Raw genomic sequence first — 22,640 nt, forward strand, 5'->3', positions numbered from 1 at the left:
CATACCAGTCTACGGATTAATAATATGATGGATCGGCTGTTTTTCAAATAAAGCGATCGTATTTTTGGCAACAATCTCGGCCATATCGTTTCGTGCTTCTACACTAGCGTTGCCGATATGGGGCGTCAAGATCACATTACTTTGTTCTTTTAGGCCAGCAGTAACGGCTGGTTCAAATTCATAGACATCCAAAGCAGCACCAGCAATTTGTTGGGTAGTTAGTGCTTGAAGCAAGGCTTGTTCATCGACTAGCGGTCCACGAGCAGCGTTAATTAAAAGAGCACTATTTTTCATTTGTTCAAAAGTTTTGCTAGTCAATAAATGATGTGTCTCATTAGTCAGCGGCGCATGCAAAGTCAAGACATCTGCTTGTTGGATGAGCACGGCTTGTGAACAGTAAGTCGCCTGTAACTGTTTCTCCAATGCAAAAGGCAGACGATGGCGCTGGTAGTAAAGAATCTTCATGCCAAAAGCCGTCATCATTTTGGCTAAAGCTTGTCCAATCTGTCCCATTCCAATGATACCCAAGGTCTTATATTTTAATTCATGTCCTAAGAAAAAAAGTGGGGCCCAGCCATCGAAACCTTGTTCGTGCATGAGTCGATCTCCTTCGACAATCCGACGGGACAAAGCGATGATTAACCCAGCAGTTAATTCAGCGGTTGCATAGGTGGAGACGACAGGTGTATTTGTTACATAGATATTTTTTTCTTTAGCGTACGCACTATCGATGTTGTTGAACCCTGCACCAAAATTTGCAATCAACTTCAGTTTAGGCGCAGCATCGATGACTTCACGATCGACTATCGTGGAAAGTGGACAGATTAAAACTTCGCAGCTAGCGACATGTTCGATCAGTTCTTTTTTCGTAATTAAGCGATCGCCTTCATATACTGTATAGTCCAAGGCTGCCTCTTTTAATAATTTGGTACCAAGTTCAGGTAATTTAGCAGAAAGATAAATTTGACTCATTGACAATCCCTCGTTTCATTTCACTAATTTGACTATAGCACAGGAGGAATGACATGAAAAAGATTCTATTTGTTTGTATGGGAAATATCTGCCGATCACCAATGGCGGAGGCTATTTTTCGTGATGCATTAAAACAAGCACAGATTTCCGATAACTATCAAGTTGATTCAGCAGCTACGAGTCGTTGGGAAGTCGGAAATCCCCCTCACCATGGTACGCAAGAGATTTTATCGCGCTACCAGATTTCTACAAAAGGGATGCATGCGCGTCAAGTGACTGCTGAAGATTTTTATTCTGCGGATTACATTATTGGGATGGACCAAGAAAATGTCCGTGAATTACAAGCAATCGCTCCTGAAGGGACGAAAAATAAAATCTATTTATATTTGGATCGTGTACCTGGATATACAGGTAAAAGTATTCCAGATCCTTGGTACACAGGTGATTTTGCTGAAACCTTCTACTTGATTCAAAAAGGGTTAAACGAATGGTTAACTTTTTTTGAAAACGACTAGATTCCTTGTTTTTTCTTAGAAATTTAAGTAAAATCAAACTACGCTCTTGATAGGAGGAAGCTGAATGATTAAAAATGAAAAGCCTAAAAAGAATTTAATTAAGCTGTTTTCAAATTCGTCGTATCGTTTCATTTCGGATTTTTTGAATGATTCTGCTGAAAAACGAGCTCAAGAGCAAGCCAACGAGAATATTTTTCTTAAACTAAAGATGGCAGCTCTCCAAAATAGTTTAGTAGTCATTCAAGTTCAAGATGAACAAGACGAAGAGAAGTTTCAAACAATCTCCGGTTGGCTACCTAAAGTGGTGAACAATGATTCCATCGTGATTCGAACTCAAGAAAATCAATTAGTGATGTTACCGATTGAGCGAATCAAAAAGGTGACGACGTTATCCCCAAATGGTGTTCAAGAAAGTATCTCACGGTAAAAGTATTTTCTACCTTTACGGATAACCAGACATCTGTTATACTCGGAATGTATTAAAAATAGAATAATACTGTCGCAAAGGGGAGCCTTCGGGCTGAGATTGAGATGACTCTAAACCCTAGTACCTGTTTCGGTTATTCGAGCGTAGGAATTGTGATGAAGTAATGATAATTACTTCTCCTTTGTGGACTGTATGTTCAAAAGGAGGAGTTTTTTTATGTATAAAACAAGAATTTTAGTCGAGGGGACTGTCGTGGCAGCTTTGTCGCTAGTATTGTCGTTTATTCCGACTACTATCGGCAGCAGCTTTACGATCTCATTGGGAATGATTCCAATGACACTTTTTGCTTTGCGACGGGGATTGAAACCTGCATTGATGGCAGCTTTTATTTGGGGGATCTTGCATTTTCCAGCAAGCCAAGTTGTTTATCTCAGTGTCGTTCAAGTATTGATCGAGTACCCGATTGCTTTTACATTTGCTGGTTTTGCGGGATTGTATGCCAAAAAAGTTCAACAAGCATTAGTTGAACAAGATGTTCGAAAGGCGCGAAAAACGATTATTTTAGGTTCCTTTGTTGGAACGAGTACGCGATTTTTCTGGCATTTTATTGCAGGAGTTGTTTTTTGGGGAAGTTATGCATTGTGGGGCATGAATCCTTGGCTGTTCTCATTGGTCATGAATGGTGTCAGTGGGTTAGCAACCGCGATTGTGACAGCGATCGTCGCAGTATTGGTCGCAGAAAAAGCACCGCAATTATATCTGCCTAAAGATGGTCTGTTGGTTCAAAGAAAAAGTCAATAATAAACAGAAAAAGCATTTGTCTTAAAAAGACAAATGCTTTTTTTAGAACTTATCGAAATGAAAAAACGGGATCATCGTTTTCAACCTCCAATGACCATTGTTGGTTCGCCGTATCATAGGAGATTTCTGCAATCTGTTGTTCTTTCGTGTAATTATTAGGATTGCGTCGCCAACCTTTTTCATCAGAAAGAAAGATTGGAATACGGTATAATTTATTCTTTAATTCCGACTGGTTAAGACAAAAAATGGCACCTTCTTGTAACAGCGGGTATAATTCCTTTAATAATTCACCATCTAATGGCGCAACAGATGATCCTTTGCGGAAAAACGATCGCCGATCATTTACTTTTTCTAAGGCGATTCGGGTCAATTTACTAGCCAGTATTCGATAAAATTCATCTAAATAGCGATAATAAACACGCATCGTTTCATTGCCTAAATTGAAATAGACGAAATTGTTTTGTAATTTGTAAAAAAAGGGTGAATGCAAATGTGTTCGCATGTGCCCAAAATATAATAGTTCGGAGATTTCTAATGGTGTCAGTTCTTTCAACATCGCTAAATCATTAAAATCAATCCATTTGGTTCCTTTTGAATTAGTAAAAGTTTTGTTGTTAAAAAACTGTTGGACTTGTTCAGGACTGTTGACAATTTTCAAACCAGTATGAGGCTCGTATTCGCCTGTTTCTGCTACCGGATCTAGCAATAATAAATTTTTAGGTCGATGAACAATTCCCTCAACAAAATCATTGGGTGAAAGACCTTTCGAAAGCACCGCATTACTTGTGGAATCGATATAAGCAAATAATGTATCTGGCACAATTTTCACCCTTTCTAATAATTGTCATACTCATTTTAACTCAATAATAAAAAAAAAGCTCGTATCTTTTATTTTAAAATTAGATTACAAAGACCTTAAAGAATGTAAGGTTGAAGCCTTTTTCAAATCGCTGGAAAGACGTTAATAAATAACGAATAGTTCATCTAATTCTTACTTGTTTTTCATTTAAATCTCGAGTAAAAGTAGTTCACTGGATTTGAAAGAGTATGGTAGAATAGGTGCGAAAATACAGGAGGCTTATGATGAAGAAAAAAAGAAATTGGTTTATAAATATTTTTCTTTTCTTGCTATTATTAATAGGGTTGGCGTTGATTTTTAACAATCAAATCAAATATTTCCTTATGCAATATAATGGTGAACGCTATGCTGTAGCAAAAATGGAGCGTAGCGAGCTTAATGAAAATAACCAAAAAGAGGCTTCATTTGATTTTGATGCGGTACAACCGGCTAGTACAGAAGCCGTATTACAGGCGCAATTGAGTAATAAGAAATTACCTGTCGTAGGTGGAATCGCGATTCCATCAGTTGAAATAAATTTGTCGATTTTTAAAGGCTTAGCTAATGAAGTGCTGTTATATGGGGCAGGGACCTTATCACCTGATCAACAGATGGGCGAAGGCAATTATGCCTTGGCGAGTCATCGTGCAGATCGTCCAGGATTATTATTTACACCATTAGAGAGCGTTACAGAAGGTGACGTAATCTATTTGACTGATTTAACCAATATTTATACGTATAAAACTACCTTAAAAGTTCGAGTGCAACCAACAGAAGTAAAATATCTAGATGTTTTGCCAGGAAAAAAACAGGTAACTTTGGTCACTTGCGGGGAGATCGAAGGTGTGACTCGAAACATCGTACAAGGGGACCTTGCAGCAACAACTCCGGTCAATAAAGCGACAGATTCCATGCGAAAAGCTTTTGAGATGGAACAGCGTACCTATTAATATGTCCTTGTTTTTTAGTAATTGTTTCCGAATAAAAAGCTTGGAGAAGAAGTTAGTCTGAAAAGGCTAACTTTTTTATTGCTATTAGGCGAGATAGTTTTTTGAAAAAAGATTTCTGCTATACTAAAAGAACAAGAAGCTGTTGACCATAAGATCAATTAGGGAGGAAGCAATGGAACTAAAAAGAGTTTATGTCTCGGATTTGTTGATGGATTGGAAGAAATTTCAACAGACACAGTTGCTTTTTCCCTTTTATTCTTCGCATGGTCAAGCACGTACTGCTTTTTTTTCAGCGGTCAAACGTGGTGGGGGGTATCGTATTCAATACCACTCCTATTGGCTATTAGTAGACAAGATTGATCAAGAAGATTGTTGGGAGATTAATAACTTATTGATCTCAACCAATCTTGGCTGGCAGACTGCTTTTTTATTGCTGGAAAATGCTGCCCGACAGAAATTCAAACAAGCTTTACATTTAAAATTTGAAGCAAATATCGTTGTACATCAATGGCTAGTGTCACAAGGGTATCAGTTAAAGGCGGGCATTTGGCAAAAAGAGTTGGTTTACCATACAGGCTTGGTCCTAGGTGGAGACGGTGCGCGCGGAGCGTATCAAATAGGGGTCTGGAAAGCATTGTTAGAAAAAAATATCACAATAGAAATCATCGCTGGAACTTCTGTTGGCAGCTTGAATGGTGCGCTGATTGTACAAGGCGATTATGACCAGGCTTTAACATTATGGGAAAAGATCGAAACGAACAAAGTATTGGATATCACTTTCAAAGAAGTCGAAGCAGTAGATTTTTCTGCTCAAGTCGATCAATTACGAACCTTTATTCGAACTTCTTTGCAACAGCGAGGGATCTCTACTGAGCCGCTTCGGCAATTGTTAGCAGCTCATTTGGAATTGTCGAAAATTCAAACGGGTTGTCCTTTATATGTTGTAACGACCAAGGTCCCAGCATTTCAAGAAATAGTCATCGCAATCAATGATTGTTCAAAAGAAGAGATCATTGATTGGTTGTTAGCCTCTTCGGCTTTTTTTCCCATGATGGCGATGAGCAAAATCAAAGACGTCTTTTATGTGGACGGTGGTTATCGAAATAATTTACCAGTAGATGTCGCTTTACAAAATCCGGTCACAGAATTAATCATAGTTGATGTCCATGGTCCAGGTCTAGATAAAAACTATCGGTTACCGGCTGGAGTTGCGGAATTGGTATTAAGCACACCTTGGAGCTTAGGGGATTTATTTTTGTTCCAAAGTGATCGTTCAGCAGAAAATATTGAGTTGGGCTATTTAGAGGCGAAACGAGCATTGGGAGATTTGCAAGGGTATCGTTATTTTTTCTATCCACACGCAGATTTTGAAATGTTGACCAAAGATTTCTTACGGTATTTACAACCGAAACTAACATTGGATTGGAAAGAGCTTTATCCAGAGCTGCAAAAATTTTTTAAACAAGCTGTACCAGTAGAACTACTCAGTTTGGCTTTTTTAGAATTTTTTGCTTATTGGGTGAAGGTTCCGCCTGCCCGCATTTTTACGCCAAGTGAATTTATTAGAACGATCTTGGCACACGTTGAATTGCCGAATCAGTTGAATACAAATTTATCTGTACAGGAACAAATTGAAGAGTTCATTGAAAGTCGAAATGTTTTTTCAGACTATTATCGTGTTTTACAAATTCAACAGCAAAAAGGTTCATTGAAACCTTTTTACCGACGTTGGCCGATCCAGACTTTACTGGCGTTCTTTTTTCGCTATATTCGAGAGACTAATTTTTCTAGTGACTAGATGAATAAATTATTTTTATTAAACAACAAGAAATAACCTGAAAAGCAAGCAGAATATCAAATCGTTGAAATAATCAGGAGGAAAGAAAATGGCTGAGTTTAATTATGAAATCGTAGAGGAAATCGCTGTTTTATCGGAAAATCCGAAAGGGTGGCGCAAAGAATTGAATTTAGTGAGTTGGAATGACCGTCCGCCTAAATTTGATTTACGAGACTGGGCGCCCGGACATGAGAAGATGGGAAAAGGTGTTACGTTAAGCAATGAAGAATTTGCTGTATTAAAAGAAACCTTAAGTAAAATGTAGTTGAATTTAGAGCGAGAAAGGAACAAATCGAATGAAAAGTATGACGGGTTATGGACAAGCGGCACAAAGTAACGAAGCGTATGAACTGAACATTGAACTAAAAAGTGTCAACAATCGTTTTTTAGATTTACAAATTCGAATGCCTAAAGAATTGAATCCTTATGAATCAGTGATTCGTAAGATCGCAAAAGAAAAAATCCGCCGCGGACGAGTGGATGTGTTCATTAATTTGATACCATTAAAAAGCGGCAATAAAAAAGTTTCTGTTGATTGGAATCTTTTACAACAATTAGTAGCAGAATTACAAACGGGCAGCAAAAAACATTTTGGCATCATCGATTTTCCAGTAGAAAAAGTATTAGTCCAAGCGATGGAGCATGCTGATTTTGTGACCTTAGTCGATCAGCCGACTGAAGATGATACCTTAGAGGATTTAGTCCAAACAGCTGTCGATGATGCTTTTACACAATTAGCAATAAGCCGTGAACACGAAGGTGCAGGAATTCAAAAAGTATTGACTGAATATGGGGAAAAAGTCCAATCATTGGTGGCGAAACTAGGAGGATTTGTCACTGAGTATGAGGCTGATTTTCAACAACGTTATCAAGCAAAGCTGGAAGAATATTTAGGCAATACGGTTGACCAAGAGCGCTTGTTGACCGAATTAGCAATCTTATTAGAACGCGGAGACATTCATGAAGAATTGGATCGCTTAGGCATTCATTTAGAAAAATTGTCCAAACTTTTGCAAACGACTGAACCCGTCGGACGAGAGCTGGATTTTCTGCTGCAAGAAATGAATCGCGAAGTCAATACGATTGGGTCAAAATCAAGTCCAATCCAGATTAAAGACATCGTCGTCCAATTAAAAACGATCTTAGAAAAAATTCGTGAACAGATTCAAAATGTTGAATAATTCGGTGGTTTTTCATAAGAAATAGGCTGTAGCTTGTGGATGCCTCTTGAAATATTCGTAAAAAAAGTGCACAATAGGCGTTAGCTAAAACGAGCATGAAAGGGCGTTAGTATGTCTGAACGAGGACTGTTGATTGTATTGTCGGGACCTTCCGGAGTTGGTAAAGGAACGGTTAGAAAAGCCATTTTTGAACGAGATGATAATGAGTTTGAATACTCTGTCTCCATGACCACCCGTCCAATGCGGGAAGGCGAAGTTGACGGCGTTGATTATTATTTCCGTACTAGAGAAGAATTTGAGGCGATGATCGAAGCTGGTGAAATGCTAGAGTACGCTGAGTATGTTGGAAATTATTACGGAACACCGCTGACTTACGTAAATAAAACATTAGATGAAGGCAAAGATGTCTTCTTAGAGATTGAAGTTCAAGGGGCTCAACAAGTAAAAGAAAAAGTACCAGATGGCGTTTTTATTTTTTTAACGCCGCCAGATCTTGCAGAATTAAAAGCACGAATTGTTGGTCGCGGAACTGACAGTCCTGAAGTAATCGAAAAACGGATGAAAGTTGCTCGTCAAGAAATCGAGATGATGGCTTTATACGATTACGCTGTCGTCAATGATCAAGTACCAAAAGCTGTCGAGCGAATCAAAGATATCATCGTCAGTGAGCATTACCGAGTTGACCGAGTAATTGGTAAATATATAAAAATGTTAAAGGAGATATAAGCTTATGATGTTAAAACCTTCAATTGATACCTTATTAGATCATGTGAATTCGAAATATTCTTTAGTAATCTTAGCTAGCAAACGTGCACACGAATTAGATGCGGGGGCACAGCCAACTCTAGAATCATTTGATTCTGTCAAAAGTGTGGGTCAAGCACTAGAAGAAATCGATGCCGGTGCTGTAATCAATGATCCACATCCAGAGATCAAACGGGAACGTTTGAAAATGGAAGAAGAAGAACACCACTTGCAACGCGAACGTGATCAACGTGATCTAGAAGCGCGGATTCGCAACGAACAAAACTAAGCGTAGATTTTTCTCGCTGATGAAGTGTAACTGGGATTGTACCAATACTTTTGGCGCAGTCCCTTCTTTTTGTGTTAAAAGTACTGGTACATAGTTTCATAAATTTAGACGTACATAGTTAAAATTTAGTACACTAATTAGAAAATGGAGGCGGAACAAATGAAATTAGCACAAGTGATCGTAGATGTGCCTTCAATGCAGACAGATCAGCCGTTTAGTTACTTGATCCCGCCCCACTTAGCGGTAGAAATCGGGATGCGCGTAGAAGTTGGTTTTGGTCCGCGCCATGTTCAAGGGTTTGTAGTTGGTTTTGATTCAGCGCCTGCTCAATTACCTAATAATTTAAAACCAATCATTCGGGTGCTGGATCTGGCGCCAGTTTTAAATCAAGAATTACTAGCGCTAGCCGATTATATGAAAGAAACCACGTTTGCGTTTAAAGTGACTTGTCTGCAGACAATGTTGCCTAGCGTGATGAAGGCAGATTATCAAAAACGTTTGTATCTTGTTGCAGATGATCCCGTGGTTCGAGCAAATTATTTCGGCGAGGCAGATTCATTGAGTTGGGAAGAAGCGGAAGCACAAGGTTGGTTAAAAGAATTGGCTGTCTTGCGGGAGCAAGGAATCGTGGAGTTGCGCTATGAAGTTCATACGAAAAATAAAATTAAGACTGAACGCTACATCAAACGGATTTTCAAACCTGAGAAGGTACAAGAATTAAAAGCCGGCCTACGTAAAAATTCGTATAAACAAGAACAATTACTAGATGATCTTGCTAAATTGGCTGACGAAGAATTGGTCGCGGTCAAACAACTGAAAGCTGACTATTCTACAGCTAATTTGAATCAAGCAGAGAAAAAAGGCTGGTTGACGTTTGTAGCAGTTGAAACGTACCGTGATCCGTATGCTGAAAGAACGATTCAACAAACGTCTGCACTGAAATTGAACGCGGAACAAAAAAAAGCTTATGAAGAAATCAGTCGAGCAAGTGCTGAGAAGAACCATCGAGTCTTTTTACTAGAAGGTGTGACAGGCAGCGGCAAGACCGAAGTTTATTTGCAAGTCATTCAAGATACGCTAGCTAATGGGCAGACTGCCATGATGTTAGTACCGGAAATTTCTTTGACGCCGCAGATGGCAACTCGTTTTAAAGCGCGTTTTGGCAGTGAGGTAGCTGTTTTGCATAGCGGACTATCACAAGGAGAGAAATATGATGAATGGCGTAAATTAGAACGAGGAGAGGCCCATGTAGTAGTGGGTGCTCGCTCTGCTATTTTCGCTCCGTTAAAAAATTTAGGGGCAATCATTATCGATGAAGAACACGAGACTAGCTATAAGCAAGAAGAATCACCTCGATACCATGCTCGTGATTTAGCGATTTGGCGCGGGAAGTATCATCACTGTCCAGTGGTTTTAGGCAGTGCGACCCCTTCGTTGGAATCCCGTGCCCGAGGGCAAAAAGGTGTCTATCAGTTATTGAAATTGACTAGACGGGCCAATAACCAAGCAAAATTACCGACTGTTGAGATTGTCGATATGCGTGAAGAGATGCAGCGCCGATTAAATTCTTCATTTTCCGAAAATCTGGAAGAAAAGTTGCGTGACCGTTTAATAAAAGAAGAACAAAGTGTACTTTTATTGAATCGCCGAGGCTATTCTTCATTTGTAATGTGCCGAGATTGTGGATTTGTTTTACCATGTCCAAATTGTGATATTTCATTGACGTTGCACATGGATACAAAAACAATGCGTTGCCATTATTGCGGGCATGAAGAAGGAATTCCTCATCGTTGTCCCAATTGCGGAAAAGATAAGATCCGTTATTTCGGGACAGGAACAGAAAAAGTTCAGGAAGAATTAGCACAATTGATTCCAGAGGCACGTGTTTTGCGAATGGATGTAGATACGACTAGACGTAAAGGGGCCCATGAAAAAATTTTAACGGCCTTTGGTGAACGAAAAGCAGATATTTTACTGGGGACACAGATGATCGCTAAAGGTTTGGATTTTCCTAATGTCACGCTAGTAGGGGTATTAAATGCAGATACGGCATTGAATTTACCAGATTTCCGCGCCAGCGAACGAACGTTTCAATTGTTGACCCAAGTTAGTGGACGCGCTGGTCGAGGAGATAAAGCCGGTGAAGTTGTCATTCAGACCTTTAACCCGGAACACTACACGATCAAATTAGCGCAACACCATGATTATGAACGATTTTTTAAGCAAGAGATGCAGATCCGTCATCAAACGGATTATCCACCATACTATTACACGGTTAAAGTGACAGTGTCACATCAAGAAGAGATGCGAGCAGCTCAAAAAGCATTTCAATTGGCAAAACAACTGCAACAGCAATTAAGTTCACAAAGTATTTTGCTAGGGCCCACACCAGGCGCCATTTTACGAATCAAAAATCGTTATTACTATCAATTGATCATAAAATATAAAAATGAACCAAAATTACAAGCGACTCTAACAGATATTTTACAAGTTAGTCAAAAAGATCAGCGTCAAGGCTTATTAATCGCCATTGACAATGAACCTATGTATTTTATTTAAAGAGCGATTACAAAGGAGGATGGACGTTATGCGTTACCCAATCATTATTCATCCAGATCAGCGTCTGTATGAACAAGCTGAACCAATTGATTATATTACTGATGAGATTGTCGTATTATTAGACGATATGTATGAAACGATGGTCGCTCACGATGGAATCGGTCTTGCAGCGCCCCAGATTGGAAGGAAACTGCGTATTGCAGTAGTAGAAGTAGATGAGGGCGACCGCTTTGATCTTATTAATCCAGAGATCATAGATCGCAAAGGGACCAGTATCGATGTGGAAGGATGTCTTTCAATCCCGGAAGTATATGGTACGGTCGAACGAGCTGACGAAGTGACTGTACGTTATTACGATCGCGATGGCTCAGAGATGGAAGTTACAGCGTACGGTTATTTGGCCCGTGCCTTTCAACATGAGATTGATCACTTGGATGGAAAATTATTTATTGATCAACTGATTGAGCGGATCAAACCGGAAGACTTAGAACGTTATATGGAGGAACATGCCGATGACTAAAATTATATTTATGGGAACCCCAGCTTTTTCAGTGCCGATTCTAGAAAGTTTGATCACAGCAGGTTATGAAGTTGCTGCGGTAGTCACTCAACCAGATCGCCCCGTGGGACGAAAAAAAATTATTACACCGACACCAGTGAAAGAAGCAGCATTAAAACATAATCTGTTAGTCTTGCAACCAGAAAAGATCAGCGGCTCCCCAGAAATGGAAAAAATCAAAGAATTGGCGCCGGATCTATTGGTTACTGCTGCTTTTGGCCAATTTTTACCAGAAAAATTACTGCAAGTACCTAAATTAGGTGCGATTAATGTCCATGCGTCACTGTTACCAAAATATCGTGGTGGTGCACCCGTACACTATGCCATTATGGAAGGTGAATCAAAAACAGGTGTGACCATCATGGAAATGATTAAAAAAATGGATGCGGGCGGAATTTTTAGCCAACAAGAAATCGCTATTACTAAACAAGACGATGTTGGTACGATGTTTGAAAAACTCAGTCAAGTTGGTAAGGAGTTATTACTAAAGACGTTGCCAAAAATTATTTCTGGTGAATTGAAACCTATTCCGCAAGATGAAGCAAATGTCACTTTTTCGCCAAATATCAGTCGCGAACAAGAAGCGATTGATTGGGAAAAAACGGCAGAAGAAGTGGATAATCAAGTTCGTGGAATGCATCCATGGCCAGTAGCTTTCACAACTTATAAAGGTACGCGCTGGAAAATTTTCCGCGTGACGCCATTAGAAGAAGAGACAACTGCTGTACCAGGTACGATCATTACTCGGACAAAAAAAGCCCTACACATCGCTTGTGGCGGTGGAACAGTCGTTGCAATTGATGAACTACAACCTGCAGGTAAAGCAAAACAAACTATTCAAGCTTTTTTAAATGGCAGCGGTCAAATAGTTTCAGAAGGGCAGCTGGTGGGTTAGATGGCAAAGATTCCCAAAAAATTATTACGCTCTGTTCGATTCACTGCGCTAGAAGCAATTGAACGTATCAATCGTGGCGGCGCCTATTCCAATTTATTATTGAACGAATTAATCCAAAAAAATCAAGTGGACGGCAAAGACACCGCTTTATTAACAGAACTTGTTTACGGCACGATCAGTCGTCAACTGTTGTTGGCATACGACATTGAACCGTTTATCAAAAAAGCAAAAAAAGTGGACCCGTGGGTTAAAAGTTTATTGCAGTTATCTGTTTATCAAATGCTTTACTTAGACCGTGTGCCTGATCACGCGATCATCAATGAGGCAGTTGAGATTGCCAAAGCTAAAGGAAATCCTGGTACCGGCAAATTTGTCAATGGTGTCTTGCGTTCGATCCAACGAAAAGGTGTGCCACCACTAGAATTGATTCAAGATCCTTTGGAACGCTTAGCAACAGAGATTAGTTTACCCAAATTTCTAACAGAAAAATTTGTTGCACAAATCGGTGAAGAACAAACTCGAAAGATGGGTCTTTCTTTATTTGAACCTAGTCGTGTCAGTGCGCGGATTGATCTACGCTTTTTGACTCGAGCAGAAGCAATCGAGGCATTAGCTGAAGATGGAATTGAGGCGCGAATCAGTGAACTTTCTCCTTACGGAATTGTAGCAGATAAAGGATTTCTGGCCGGCAGTGAACTGTTTCAAAACGGTTGGCTGACAATCCAAGATGAAAGCTCAATGTTAGTAGCGCAAGCATTGCAAGTGCAACCAGGTCAAACGATTTTAGATGCTTGTGCAGCTCCTGGCGGAAAAACAACTCATATTGCTGCTTTGCTGGAAGGCAAAGGATCAGTGACGGCATTGGATATTCATGATCATAAGTTAGAGTTAGTGCATGAAAACGCAGAACGTTTACGGGTGGCAGATACGGTAGTCACGAAAAAAATGGATGCACGGGAAGCGTCAGTAAACTTTTCACCTAATAGTTTTGATCGTATTTTAGTTGATGCACCTTGTTCGGGTCTAGGTTTGATGCGACGAAAACCCGATATTAAGTATCAGAAAAAACCACAAGATTTTAGTCAATTACCGACAATTCAACTGGAAATTTTAAAGAATTGCGCTCCGACATTGAAATCTGGTGGAATTATGGTATACAGTACATGTACGATTGTGCCTGCGGAAAATCAAGCAGTCATCGCTGAATTTTTAGCAACACATCCTGATTTTGAAAAAATAGAATTAGACATAGAAGAAAAATTACAGCCGGCGATTCATGAACAAATGTTGATTTTATATCCGGAAATGTTTATGACAGATGGCTTCTTTATTTGTGCAATGCGAAAAAAATAGATAAACGAGGTGGAAAGATGGAGATTCAGTTTCAATCAGACATCGGCAAGCGGCGAAATATGAACCAAGACTATGCAAATGTTTTTATTAATCAAGCTGGTATGGATTTAGCGATATTAGCCGATGGCATGGGCGGTCATCTAGCAGGTGATGTAGCTAGCAAAATGGCTGTGGATGGTTTAGGTGCTGCTTGGTCGACCTCGACTATCGCACAACCAGAAGAAGCGACTCAATGGTTTTTGCAAGAGATCCAAAAAATCAATGAAGCGATCTATCAAGAAGGTATCGCCCATCCAGAAATGCAGGGAATGGGAACAACGATTGTCAGCACGGCTTTGTTGGATGAAACCTTTGTCTTAGCACATGTTGGCGACAGCCGTGCGTATTTGGTTCAAAAAGGACAACTGCAACAATTAACGGATGATCATTCGTTAGTAAATGAATTACTGAAATCTGGAGAAATCACTGAAGAAATGGCAGCAATCCATCCGCAAAAGAATGTTTTGACTCGTTCAGTAGGCTTTGCTGGAGAAGTAAAGACAGATGTTTCGCAACATCAATGCCAGCCAAACGATTATTTATTATTATGTTCTGATGGACTGACCAATATGGTAAGTGAAGCTGATATTTTAGCGATTGTAGAAAGTGACCAATCATTGGAAACTAAGACGAAACAATTGATCGATGCTGCCAATGAAGCTGGCGGCGCAGATAATATCACCGTTTTGCTGATCCATTTTGAAGGGGAGGCTCGTCCATGATCGAAATAGGCAAATTGGTCAATGGACGCTATAAAATCATCGCCACTATTGGTAGCGGCGGTATGGCTAACGTCTTTTTGGCCCACGATTTAATCTTGGATCGTGATGTTGCCATCAAAATATTACGCTTCAATTTTCAAAATGACCAAACTGCAATTCGACGTTTTCAACGAGAAGCTTTAGCGGCGACAGAAATGGTTCATCCTAATATTGTCGGTGTTTATGATGTAGATGAAGAAAGCGGCATGCAGTATTTAGTCATGGAATATGTGAAGGGGATGGACTTGAAACGCTATATCCAGACGCATTCACCGATTCCTTATAGAAAAATTGTAGATATTATGGAACAAATTTTATCTGCAGTGAGTTTGGCGCATGCTCATGGAATCATTCACCGTGATTTGAAGCCGCAAAATATTTTGATGGATCAAGCTGGCGTGGTAAAAATCACTGATTTTGGGATTGCTATTGCTTTGTCTGAGACATCACTGACCCAAACGAATTCTATGTTAGGCTCAGTCCATTACTTATCACCAGAGCAAGCTCGTGGCAGTATGGCGACAAAACAATCGGATATCTATGCTTTAGGGATCATTTTATATGAAATGATTACAGGGAGTGTCCCTTTTGATGGAGAATCAGCTGTGACGATCGCATTGAAGCATTTTCAAGATGAGATGCCGTCGGTAAAAGGATTTGATCCAGAAGTCCCGCAAGCATTGGAAAACATCGTAATGCATGCAACAGCTAAAGAACCCATGGATCGTTATCATACAGCTGATGAGATGGCAGCTGATCTTGCGACTGCATTATCTGTTGAGCGTGCCAATGAATTACCTTGGCATCCTACAGCAATGTTGGATGAAACAAAAGTATTGACTCCAATCCAGCCAGTAGAAATGCCTGCTGAAGAAAAAGAGCCAGAACCGCCGATAATTGAAAAAAAACCTAAGAAGAAAAAGGGCAAGAAGCGATTCCTTTTTATTTTCTTTTTGTTGTTGCTGACGGTTGGTGGAACTGCAGCTTATCTGCTGACCAGCTCTGCCGAAATCAGAGTCCCGCAAGTCAAAGATATGACTGAGTCGGAGGCGCGTTCAGCGTTAGAAGCGGCTAAATTAACAGTCGATAGCAGTACAGACGAGGTACCTAGCGATACAATCAAAAAAGGTCGGATTGTTAAAACAAATCCTGAAGCAGGCACGATGATCAAAAAAAGCCGCTCGGTTCATTTGTATATTAGTTCTGGCACGCAAAAAGTCACGATGAAAGATTACGCAGGTGATCTGATTGAAGATGTCAAAGAAGACTTGAATAAGATTGGTTTTTTAGATAAAAACATTCGAATAGAAAAAGTTAATGATGAATCTGTCCCAGCTGATGAAGTAATCAGCCAAACCCCCAAAGCAGGCTCAAAAGTCGATCCCAAAGAAGACGAGATTGTTCTTGAAGTCTCGGATGGACCAGAGACAATTAAAATTGGCAAGTATTCTCAGATGACTTATGAAGAAGCCGAACAGAGCTTATTGCAATTAGGAATTACTAAAGATCAAATCGTTCGCGAAGATGAGACGAGTGAAACAATCCCAGCAGAAGAAGTTATCCGCCAAAATCCAGTGAGTGGTTCGGAACTAACGACTAAAGATAAAATTACGTTGACCGTCAGTTCTGGCTCGGCATACATCAAATTAGATAATTTAGCTAATAAAGATAAAGCTGAAGCAGAAGAGATTATCGCAAACTTAGGTTTGAAATATGAGGAACAGCAAGAATTTTCTGATGAAGTGGAAGAAGGCAAAGTGATTCGAACCGATCCGGGTGCAGGCTCAACTTCGCTTAAAGCTGGCGATACAGTAACCGTATATATTTCAAAAGGATCGGAGAATACGACTTTTGACGTGACGATCTCAGCTGAATTTACTGGTCCAGATAATCAGCAAGATACAATCACTGTACTGGTAAAAGATGAAAAAAATACTACTGCAACGCCTGTTTTAGATTTCAAGTTAGATAAGAATACGCCTTCCACAGAACAAACAGTCTCTGTAACGACTGCTGAAGGTGGATCAGGAACGATTGAAGTCCAACGAAACGGCAAATCAGCCGTTACCAAAAATGTACAAAAAGCAGAAACAATTATAGTACCGTAGATAAAACCTTTCCTAATTGCTTAGGAAAGGTTTTTAGGTTATTTGTACTGAAATTGATTTTAAAGTATGCTACAATAAAATTGAATAAAAGTGGGTACGTTCATACTCATAGAAAATTATTTAACAATAGCGTGAAGATTCATTGATTGAATCCGCTGAAAGATAATTTTTAGAGCAGTACCTCATAAATTATGGAAAAACAGTAAATAACTTGGAGAACGAATTGATTTTTGTTGGATAAATCAATTCCGTTAGTATAAAAAAGGAGATGAGCCGGATCAAAGGACAGATTCGTAAAGCCCTCAGTGGTTTTTATTATGTTGCTAGTGAAGGAAAAATTCATCAGACCCGTGCACGAGGGAATTTTCGTAAAAAGAAATTGACCCCGTTAGTCGGAGATGAAGTGATTTTTAGTAGTGAGGAAAATAGCGAAGGGTATATCCTTGAACTGTTGCCGCGAAAAAATGAATTAATCCGTCCGCCAGTAGCTAACGTGGATCAAGGTGTTGTTGTTACAAGTTTGGTGGAACCTAATTTGTCGTATAATTTATTGGATCGTTTTTTAGTCACTTTAGAAAATAAATATATCCATCCGATCATCTATTTATCCAAAACGGATCTAGTTGCTGATCAAACGCTGGTCGCAGACATTCGTTCGATATACGAACCTTTAGGTTATCCCGTTATTGACGGGGAACAAGATAAGCAAAAACTGACTGATTTATTTGCGGATAAATTGACTGTTTTTATGGGACAATCGGGAGCTGGAAAATCAACGTTGTTAAACGATGTCTCACCAGGTTTGAATTTAGAGACTGGAGAGATTTCTGATTCATTAGGTCGAGGACGCCACACGACCCGTCATGTAGAATTGTTGGAATTGTTTGGCGGGTTAGTAGCAGATACCCCAGGATTTAGCTCAATCGATTTTTTGGAGATCTCATTAGAAGAATTGCCTAAGGAGTTTCCAGAATTCCGGGCAGCCGCTTCAGAATGTCGGTTTCGCGAGTGCCGCCATGTAAAAGAGCCGGGATGTGAAGTGAAACGGCGGGTGGAAGAAGGAAAAATTTCCTCAATCCGTTATGATAATTATTTGCAATTCTTACAAGAAATCGAAAAACGCCGCCCAATCTACAAAAAAAATAAAAACTAAACACAAGGTTTTGGCGCAGGTGTTAAAAGCGAGCTGTCATCGTAGAAGATAAGTTCAGTCTTGTAGAAAAAACAGACTTATTTTTTCTGAAAAGAAAAATAAATGTAAATTAAAAGAAAGAAGGAGTACAGATAATGAAAATTGCCCCATCGATTTTAAGTGCAGACTTTGCACGATTAGGCGAAGAAGTGAAAATGGTAGAAGAAGCAGGAGTGGATTACATTCATGTGGATGTGATGGATGGAAATTTTGTGCCCAATATTTCGTTTGGGCAAGTTGTCGTAAGTGCATTGCGTCCGGTGACTAAATTACCGCTAGATGTCCACTTGATGATCGCTAATCCAGAAAATTATATCAATGACTTTGCTAAAGCAGGCGCTGATATTATTATGGCTCACGTGGAAGCAACACCGCATATCCATCGTGTAGTCCAAATGATCAAGGCCGCTGGTGTAAAACCTGGGGTAGTATTAAATCCAGGAACACCGGTCGAAGCAATCAAATACGTGTTGGGTGATGTTAATCAGATTCTAGTGATGACTGTCAATCCAGGATTTGGCGGACAATCATTTATCGAAAGTACTGTTGAAAAAATTGCAGAGCTAGATCGTTTACGAAAAGAACATGGCTATCGCTATGAGATTGAAGTAGATGGCGGGATCCAACCTGAATCTGCTAAAAAATGTGCAGCTGCTGGTGCAGATGTTTTTGTGGCTGGTTCATACATTTATGACGCAGAAAATTCACAAGAAAAAATCAACGCTTTGCGCGCAGCCATCGATTAATGAAGATCTTACTTGTGGCAGGCGGTGATCCTACATACTGGCCTGCTTTTGCTGGATTTGATAAAATCATTGGAATCGATCGCGGCAACTTGTTTCTTTTGCGTCGAGGAATCGTGCCAGATTTAGCGATCGGTGATTTTGATTCATTGAATGCAAGCGAGAAAAAAGAAGTTTTTAGTCAAGTTGCAGAAGTGTTGACTTCACCTGCAGAAAAAGACGATACAGATACGCAATTAGCCTTGTTGACAGCCTTTGAACGATTTCCAAAAGCACAAGTGACCTTGATTGGGGCGACCGGTGGCCGTTTAGACCATCTGTTGGCTAATCTGTGGTTAGGGGTCGAACCGCGTTTCCAGCCGTTTTCAACACAAATCCGTATCGCAGATAAAGGAAATAGCGTTGATTATCTTATGCCTGGAAGTCATCAGATTGTTAAAGAAGCACAGATGAGTTATCTTGCTTTTTGTTGTTTGACTCCGGTAAAACAATTGACATTGAAAAATGTTAAATACGAACTTTCAGATATCGATTTTTTACAGCCGACTAGTTTAGCTAGTAATGAGTTTTTAACCGGGGAAGCTGAAGTAAGTTTTTCGGAAGGAATAATTGCAGTAATCCAAAGTAGAGATGTGTAAAAAAGCAGCAGCGTCGTTTTTTTTGAAACGAATCTGCTGCTTTTTTTTCTTTTAACGAAGAGATCCTAAAATTCTCTAAAATCAGCTGTCGATGCTTTTTAATCCCTTCATTTAGTGGTAAAATTCAATCTATATTATAGCGTTCAGAGGTGCCTAAGTGAGAAAGTCTAATCCAAATAAAAATATTATTATCATATTAATCGTGGCAATTATTGTAGTGACAACTATCTCGATTACTGCAGCAAGTCGTGCAAGAGACAGCAAGACAAATATTGTTCAATCAGCTGTGAATGATACAATCAGTGTGGTTGATAAAGTAATTACTGCACCCGGACGTTGGCTTACTGGCGGAGTTCAATCAATCGCCAATTTGCTCAATACTTATGAGGAAAATCAAAAGTTAAAAAACGAAGTCGATCAATACGATGAAGTGAAGCAACAAACCAAAAACCAAGCACAAGAAATCGAGCGCTTAAAAGATGAACTTGAATTAAATCAGACCTTGACCAGCTATCAAAAAGTGACAGCCAATGTGATCACTCGTTCTCCAGATACTTGGCAAGACATGTTGATCGTGGATAAAGGCAGCAGCGATGGCGTAGAAGGAAATATGGCAGTCATGTCTAAAAAAGGATTGATTGGACGCGTCATGGAAGTAAATGCGCACTCTTCCAAGATTCAGTTGTTAACTTCTGACAATAAAAGCAGCAATCATTTTCCAGTAAAAATAAGTTCAGCTAAAGGCGAATCCTTTGGTGTTTTAAACAAATATGATGTGAAAGCACAGCAGTTGATTGCTTCAGAGATCACAGGAGAACAAGACATCAAAGCAGGCGATGTTGTTCAAACATCGGGGCTGGGAGGTAATTCACCAGCAGATCTTGCTATTGGCACGGTTATTAAAGTGAAACCTGATAGTTATGGATTGAATCGAGAAGTATACATCAAACCTTATGCACAGATGTATGATATCTCCGTCGTAACAATCATCCAAAGAATGGCGGGAGCAGCCGAATGATTAGACGAACAACTTTAAAAAATATTACACCAGTACTATTGTTTTTATTGTTCTTGCTCGATGCTCATGTGACACGAATCATTGCCGCTTTGACGAATAATGCGTACGTTGCCAATGCTCATTTGGCGTTACTTGTGTTACTGCTTGTTTCTCGCGTTGTTAATCAACGATTTTTACTTGGAACTTCATTAGCCATAGGTTTTTTGTATGATCTGTATTATATCGGAGTCATCGGGATCTATGCGGTGATCTTCCCGATGTTGGTTATGTTGTTTTATCTTTTTAAACAAATCATCCAACAAAATATTTTGACTCTTTTTTTCACGGTCATTATCAGCGTGACGTTATTTGAGACAATTAGTTTGCTCCTTCAAACTATTTTTGGTCTGACTGGAGTCAGCAGTGACTTCTTTATTCCGCGATATTTAGGACCGACACTGTTGTTCAATATTCTAATGTTTGTGATTTTAATCTTTCCATTAGAAAAACTATTGATAGACCCCACAGAAGATGAGCTTAGTATTTAAAAAAGTAGTAGTTATATTAACGAGTAAAAAGCAGAAGGATTTTCCTTCTGCTTTTTTGTTGGGCTCGCTTTGTAATTTTGGAATAGTAAAATGAAATATTTTTGTAACAAAGCTATTATATAGATGACACACAGCTATGGTAAACTCATCAATGTGTTAGAAAAAAGTCTAATAAAATTCAAAATAAAACGAATAAGTAGTCGGAGGACATAAGAGTGAAAAAAAGTTTGTTATCAGCATTAATGGTATGTTCAGTAACATTAAGCGCATTAGCAGCTCCAGCCGCAGCTTCTGCCGATGAATTTGATAGTAAAATCGCAGATCAGGATGCAAAAATCTCTAGTTTACAAAACCAACAAACTGATGCACAATCACAAATCAGTGCATTAGAAGGCGAAGTTGCTTCAATTAACGACAAAGCGCAAGGGTTATTAAACGAACAAGCATCATTAAGAGAAAAATCACAAGAATTACAAAAACAAATCGAAACATTACAAAAACGTATTGAAAAACGTTCAGCGGCGATTAAAGAACAAGCGCGCGACGTACAAGTAAAACAATCGTCAGCTAATGTTATTGATGTTGTATTGAATGCTGAATCATTCAGCGATGCTGTTGGCCGTGTTCAAGCTATGTCAACAATTGTTAAAGCAAATAATGACCTAGTTGAACAACAAAAAGCGGACAAAGCAGAAGTTGAACAAAAACAAACTGAAAACCAAAAACAACAAGAACAAATTGCTGCAAACCAAGCAGCCTTAGAAGGTCAAAAAGGCGACTTGATTGCAAAACAAGCAGATTTGAATGTTCAAACAACGACTTTAGCTGCAGAACAAGCAACAGCTGAAAGTGAAAAAGCAAGTTTGAAAGAAAAACAAGAAGCAGCAATCAAAGAACAAGAACGTGTTCAAGAAGAAGCTCGTAAAGCTGCGGAAGCACAAGCAGCTGCTCAAAAAGCAGAGGCCGATGCCAAAGCGGAAGCTGATGCAAAAGCAGAAGCAGATCGTCAAGCACAAGAAGAAGCAACTGTTTCAACAACTGAAAGTACAACAGTGGAATCTACAGAATCTACAACTGAAGTTTCATCAACTGAAAGCACAACTGTAGAATCTTCTTCAACTGAACAACAACCAACAACAGAACCTTCAACAGAAGTATCTAATGAAGATAATTCTCAAAGTAGCGAAACACCAGCTACACCTTCTGATACTGGAAGTTCAAGTAACAATCAAGGTTCAACTGAAAATCAAACACCAGCTACACCAGCACCATCAACTCCGACACCAGCTCCAGCACCGTCTGGAAATGGTTCATCAGTAGTTGCTGAAGCAATGAAATATATCGGTACACCTTATGTATGGGGTGGTAAAACACCATCAGGATTTGACTGTTCTGGTTTTACTTCATATGTTTTCCGTCAAGCAACAGGCCGTGAAATCGGTGGATGGACAGTTCCTCAAGAATCAGCAGGAACACAAATCTCAGTTGATCAAGCACAAGCTGGCGATTTATACTTCTGGGGTAGCCCTGGCGGCACATACCACGTAGCAATTGCAATGGGTGGCGGACAATACATTCACGCTCCTCAACCTGGCGAAACTGTTACAGTAAGTTCTGTAAGCTACTTCGCACCAAGCTTTGCCGTTCGTATGTAATTTAATTTATCAATCATGGTCGGTACGAAATTCGTACCG

At 39.5% G+C, this 22,640-nt stretch carries 23 protein-coding genes and 1 riboswitch; of the genes, 21 read left to right on the forward strand and 2 right to left on the reverse strand.

All coding sequences use genetic code 11. From position 1 onward, the window contains the following. Positions 1 to 9 precede the first annotated feature (9 nt). A complete protein-coding gene (locus P7D84_RS05875) occupies positions 10 to 972 on the reverse strand; it encodes a 2-hydroxyacid dehydrogenase family protein (protein WP_311805496.1) in 963 nt (320 codons plus the stop codon). 53 nt (positions 973 to 1,025) lie between these two features. Between P7D84_RS05875 and P7D84_RS05880 the strand changes: the two genes are divergently transcribed. The 3 genes from P7D84_RS05880 to thiT all read left to right on the forward strand — a co-directional run bounded on the left by P7D84_RS05880 (position 1,026) and on the right by thiT (position 2,715). Further along, a complete protein-coding gene (locus tag P7D84_RS05880; RefSeq protein ID WP_311805498.1) occupies positions 1,026 to 1,487 on the forward strand; it encodes a low molecular weight protein-tyrosine-phosphatase in 462 nt (153 codons plus the stop codon). 64 nt (positions 1,488 to 1,551) lie between these two features. Then, positions 1,552 to 1,914: a hypothetical protein gene (locus P7D84_RS05885; protein WP_311800349.1), complete on the forward strand. Its 363-nt coding sequence runs from the start codon at positions 1,552 to 1,554 to the stop codon at positions 1,912 to 1,914. Between the two features lie 68 nt (positions 1,915 to 1,982). Then, positions 1,983 to 2,081: riboswitch (TPP riboswitch) on the forward strand. A 49-nt stretch (positions 2,082 to 2,130) separates the two neighbouring features. Further along, positions 2,131 to 2,715, forward strand: coding sequence for an energy-coupled thiamine transporter ThiT (gene thiT, locus P7D84_RS05890; protein ID WP_311805499.1), 585 nt, complete (start codon positions 2,131 to 2,133; stop codon positions 2,713 to 2,715). A 49-nt stretch (positions 2,716 to 2,764) separates the two neighbouring features. Here thiT and P7D84_RS05895 read toward each other — a convergent pair whose 3' ends face one another. Then, entirely contained in the window at positions 2,765 to 3,535 is a 771-nt protein-coding gene (locus tag P7D84_RS05895; protein ID WP_311800347.1) for a hypothetical protein, read from the reverse strand. A gap of 263 nt (positions 3,536 to 3,798) precedes the next feature. Here P7D84_RS05895 and P7D84_RS05900 point away from each other — a divergent pair, with 263 nt between their 5' ends. The 18 genes from P7D84_RS05900 to P7D84_RS05985 all read left to right on the forward strand — a co-directional run bounded on the left by P7D84_RS05900 (position 3,799) and on the right by P7D84_RS05985 (position 22,601). Then, positions 3,799 to 4,503, forward strand: a complete 705-nt coding sequence (locus tag P7D84_RS05900; RefSeq protein ID WP_311805501.1) for a class A sortase — start codon at positions 3,799 to 3,801, stop codon at positions 4,501 to 4,503. Between the two features lie 172 nt (positions 4,504 to 4,675). After that, positions 4,676 to 6,301 carry a patatin-like phospholipase family protein gene (locus tag P7D84_RS05905; RefSeq protein ID WP_311805503.1) on the forward strand — a complete coding sequence of 542 codons (1,626 nt, stop codon included), beginning with the start codon at positions 4,676 to 4,678 and terminating at the stop codon, positions 6,299 to 6,301. An 88-nt stretch (positions 6,302 to 6,389) separates the two neighbouring features. Beyond that, on the forward strand, positions 6,390 to 6,605 hold the full coding sequence (locus P7D84_RS05910) for a YdbC family protein (protein ID WP_311800343.1): 216 nt from the start codon (positions 6,390 to 6,392) through the stop codon (positions 6,603 to 6,605). 31 nt (positions 6,606 to 6,636) lie between these two features. After that, positions 6,637 to 7,521, forward strand: coding sequence for a YicC/YloC family endoribonuclease (locus P7D84_RS05915; protein ID WP_311805505.1), 885 nt, complete (start codon positions 6,637 to 6,639; stop codon positions 7,519 to 7,521). Between the two features lie 111 nt (positions 7,522 to 7,632). Beyond that, on the forward strand, positions 7,633 to 8,247 hold the full coding sequence (gene gmk / locus P7D84_RS05920) for a guanylate kinase (RefSeq protein ID WP_311800341.1): 615 nt from the start codon (positions 7,633 to 7,635) through the stop codon (positions 8,245 to 8,247). A gap of 4 nt (positions 8,248 to 8,251) precedes the next feature. Beyond that, a complete protein-coding gene (rpoZ, locus tag P7D84_RS05925) occupies positions 8,252 to 8,554 on the forward strand; it encodes a DNA-directed RNA polymerase subunit omega (RefSeq protein ID WP_311805507.1) in 303 nt (100 codons plus the stop codon). Between the two features lie 159 nt (positions 8,555 to 8,713). Next, the gene (gene priA, locus P7D84_RS05930) at positions 8,714 to 11,113 is read left to right on the forward strand and encodes a primosomal protein N' (RefSeq protein WP_311805509.1); all 2,400 of its coding nucleotides are present in this window, start codon (positions 8,714 to 8,716) and stop codon (positions 11,111 to 11,113) included. A 28-nt stretch (positions 11,114 to 11,141) separates the two neighbouring features. After that, positions 11,142 to 11,633 carry a peptide deformylase gene (gene def / locus P7D84_RS05935; protein ID WP_311800339.1) on the forward strand — a complete coding sequence of 164 codons (492 nt, stop codon included), beginning with the start codon at positions 11,142 to 11,144 and terminating at the stop codon, positions 11,631 to 11,633. Further along, entirely contained in the window at positions 11,626 to 12,567 is a 942-nt protein-coding gene (gene fmt, locus P7D84_RS05940; RefSeq protein WP_311805511.1) for a methionyl-tRNA formyltransferase, read from the forward strand. Before def ends, fmt begins: the two co-directional genes overlap by 8 nt. Next, on the forward strand, positions 12,568 to 13,920 hold the full coding sequence (gene rsmB, locus P7D84_RS05945; RefSeq protein ID WP_311805513.1) for a 16S rRNA (cytosine(967)-C(5))-methyltransferase RsmB: 1,353 nt from the start codon (positions 12,568 to 12,570) through the stop codon (positions 13,918 to 13,920). Positions 13,921 to 13,937: 17 nt separating this feature from the next. Continuing rightward, positions 13,938 to 14,681: a Stp1/IreP family PP2C-type Ser/Thr phosphatase gene (locus tag P7D84_RS05950; RefSeq protein WP_311800336.1), complete on the forward strand. Its 744-nt coding sequence runs from the start codon at positions 13,938 to 13,940 to the stop codon at positions 14,679 to 14,681. Continuing rightward, entirely contained in the window at positions 14,678 to 16,828 is a 2,151-nt protein-coding gene (gene pknB / locus P7D84_RS05955; RefSeq protein ID WP_311805515.1) for a Stk1 family PASTA domain-containing Ser/Thr kinase, read from the forward strand. The genes P7D84_RS05950 and pknB overlap by 4 nt, the downstream gene beginning before the upstream one ends. A gap of 268 nt (positions 16,829 to 17,096) precedes the next feature. Beyond that, positions 17,097 to 17,981: a ribosome small subunit-dependent GTPase A gene (rsgA, locus tag P7D84_RS05960; RefSeq protein ID WP_311805516.1), complete on the forward strand. Its 885-nt coding sequence runs from the start codon at positions 17,097 to 17,099 to the stop codon at positions 17,979 to 17,981. 134 nt (positions 17,982 to 18,115) lie between these two features. Continuing rightward, positions 18,116 to 18,766, forward strand: coding sequence for a ribulose-phosphate 3-epimerase (rpe, locus tag P7D84_RS05965; RefSeq protein ID WP_311805517.1), 651 nt, complete (start codon positions 18,116 to 18,118; stop codon positions 18,764 to 18,766). Continuing rightward, positions 18,766 to 19,401 carry a thiamine diphosphokinase gene (locus P7D84_RS05970; protein WP_311805519.1) on the forward strand — a complete coding sequence of 212 codons (636 nt, stop codon included), beginning with the start codon at positions 18,766 to 18,768 and terminating at the stop codon, positions 19,399 to 19,401. Before rpe ends, P7D84_RS05970 begins: the two co-directional genes overlap by 1 nt. A gap of 157 nt (positions 19,402 to 19,558) precedes the next feature. Further along, positions 19,559 to 20,419: a rod shape-determining protein MreC gene (gene mreC, locus P7D84_RS05975; protein ID WP_311805521.1), complete on the forward strand. Its 861-nt coding sequence runs from the start codon at positions 19,559 to 19,561 to the stop codon at positions 20,417 to 20,419. Further along, positions 20,416 to 20,946: a rod shape-determining protein MreD gene (gene mreD / locus P7D84_RS05980; RefSeq protein WP_311800330.1), complete on the forward strand. Its 531-nt coding sequence runs from the start codon at positions 20,416 to 20,418 to the stop codon at positions 20,944 to 20,946. Before mreC ends, mreD begins: the two co-directional genes overlap by 4 nt. Before the next feature lie 215 nt (positions 20,947 to 21,161). Beyond that, positions 21,162 to 22,601: a C40 family peptidase gene (locus P7D84_RS05985; RefSeq protein WP_311800329.1), complete on the forward strand. Its 1,440-nt coding sequence runs from the start codon at positions 21,162 to 21,164 to the stop codon at positions 22,599 to 22,601. The last annotated feature ends 39 nt before the right edge of the window (positions 22,602 to 22,640 follow it).

This window comes from Enterococcus dongliensis (genome assembly GCF_031927985.1).
GTDB classification, from domain to species: domain Bacteria; phylum Bacillota; class Bacilli; order Lactobacillales; family Enterococcaceae; genus Enterococcus_A; species Enterococcus_A dongliensis.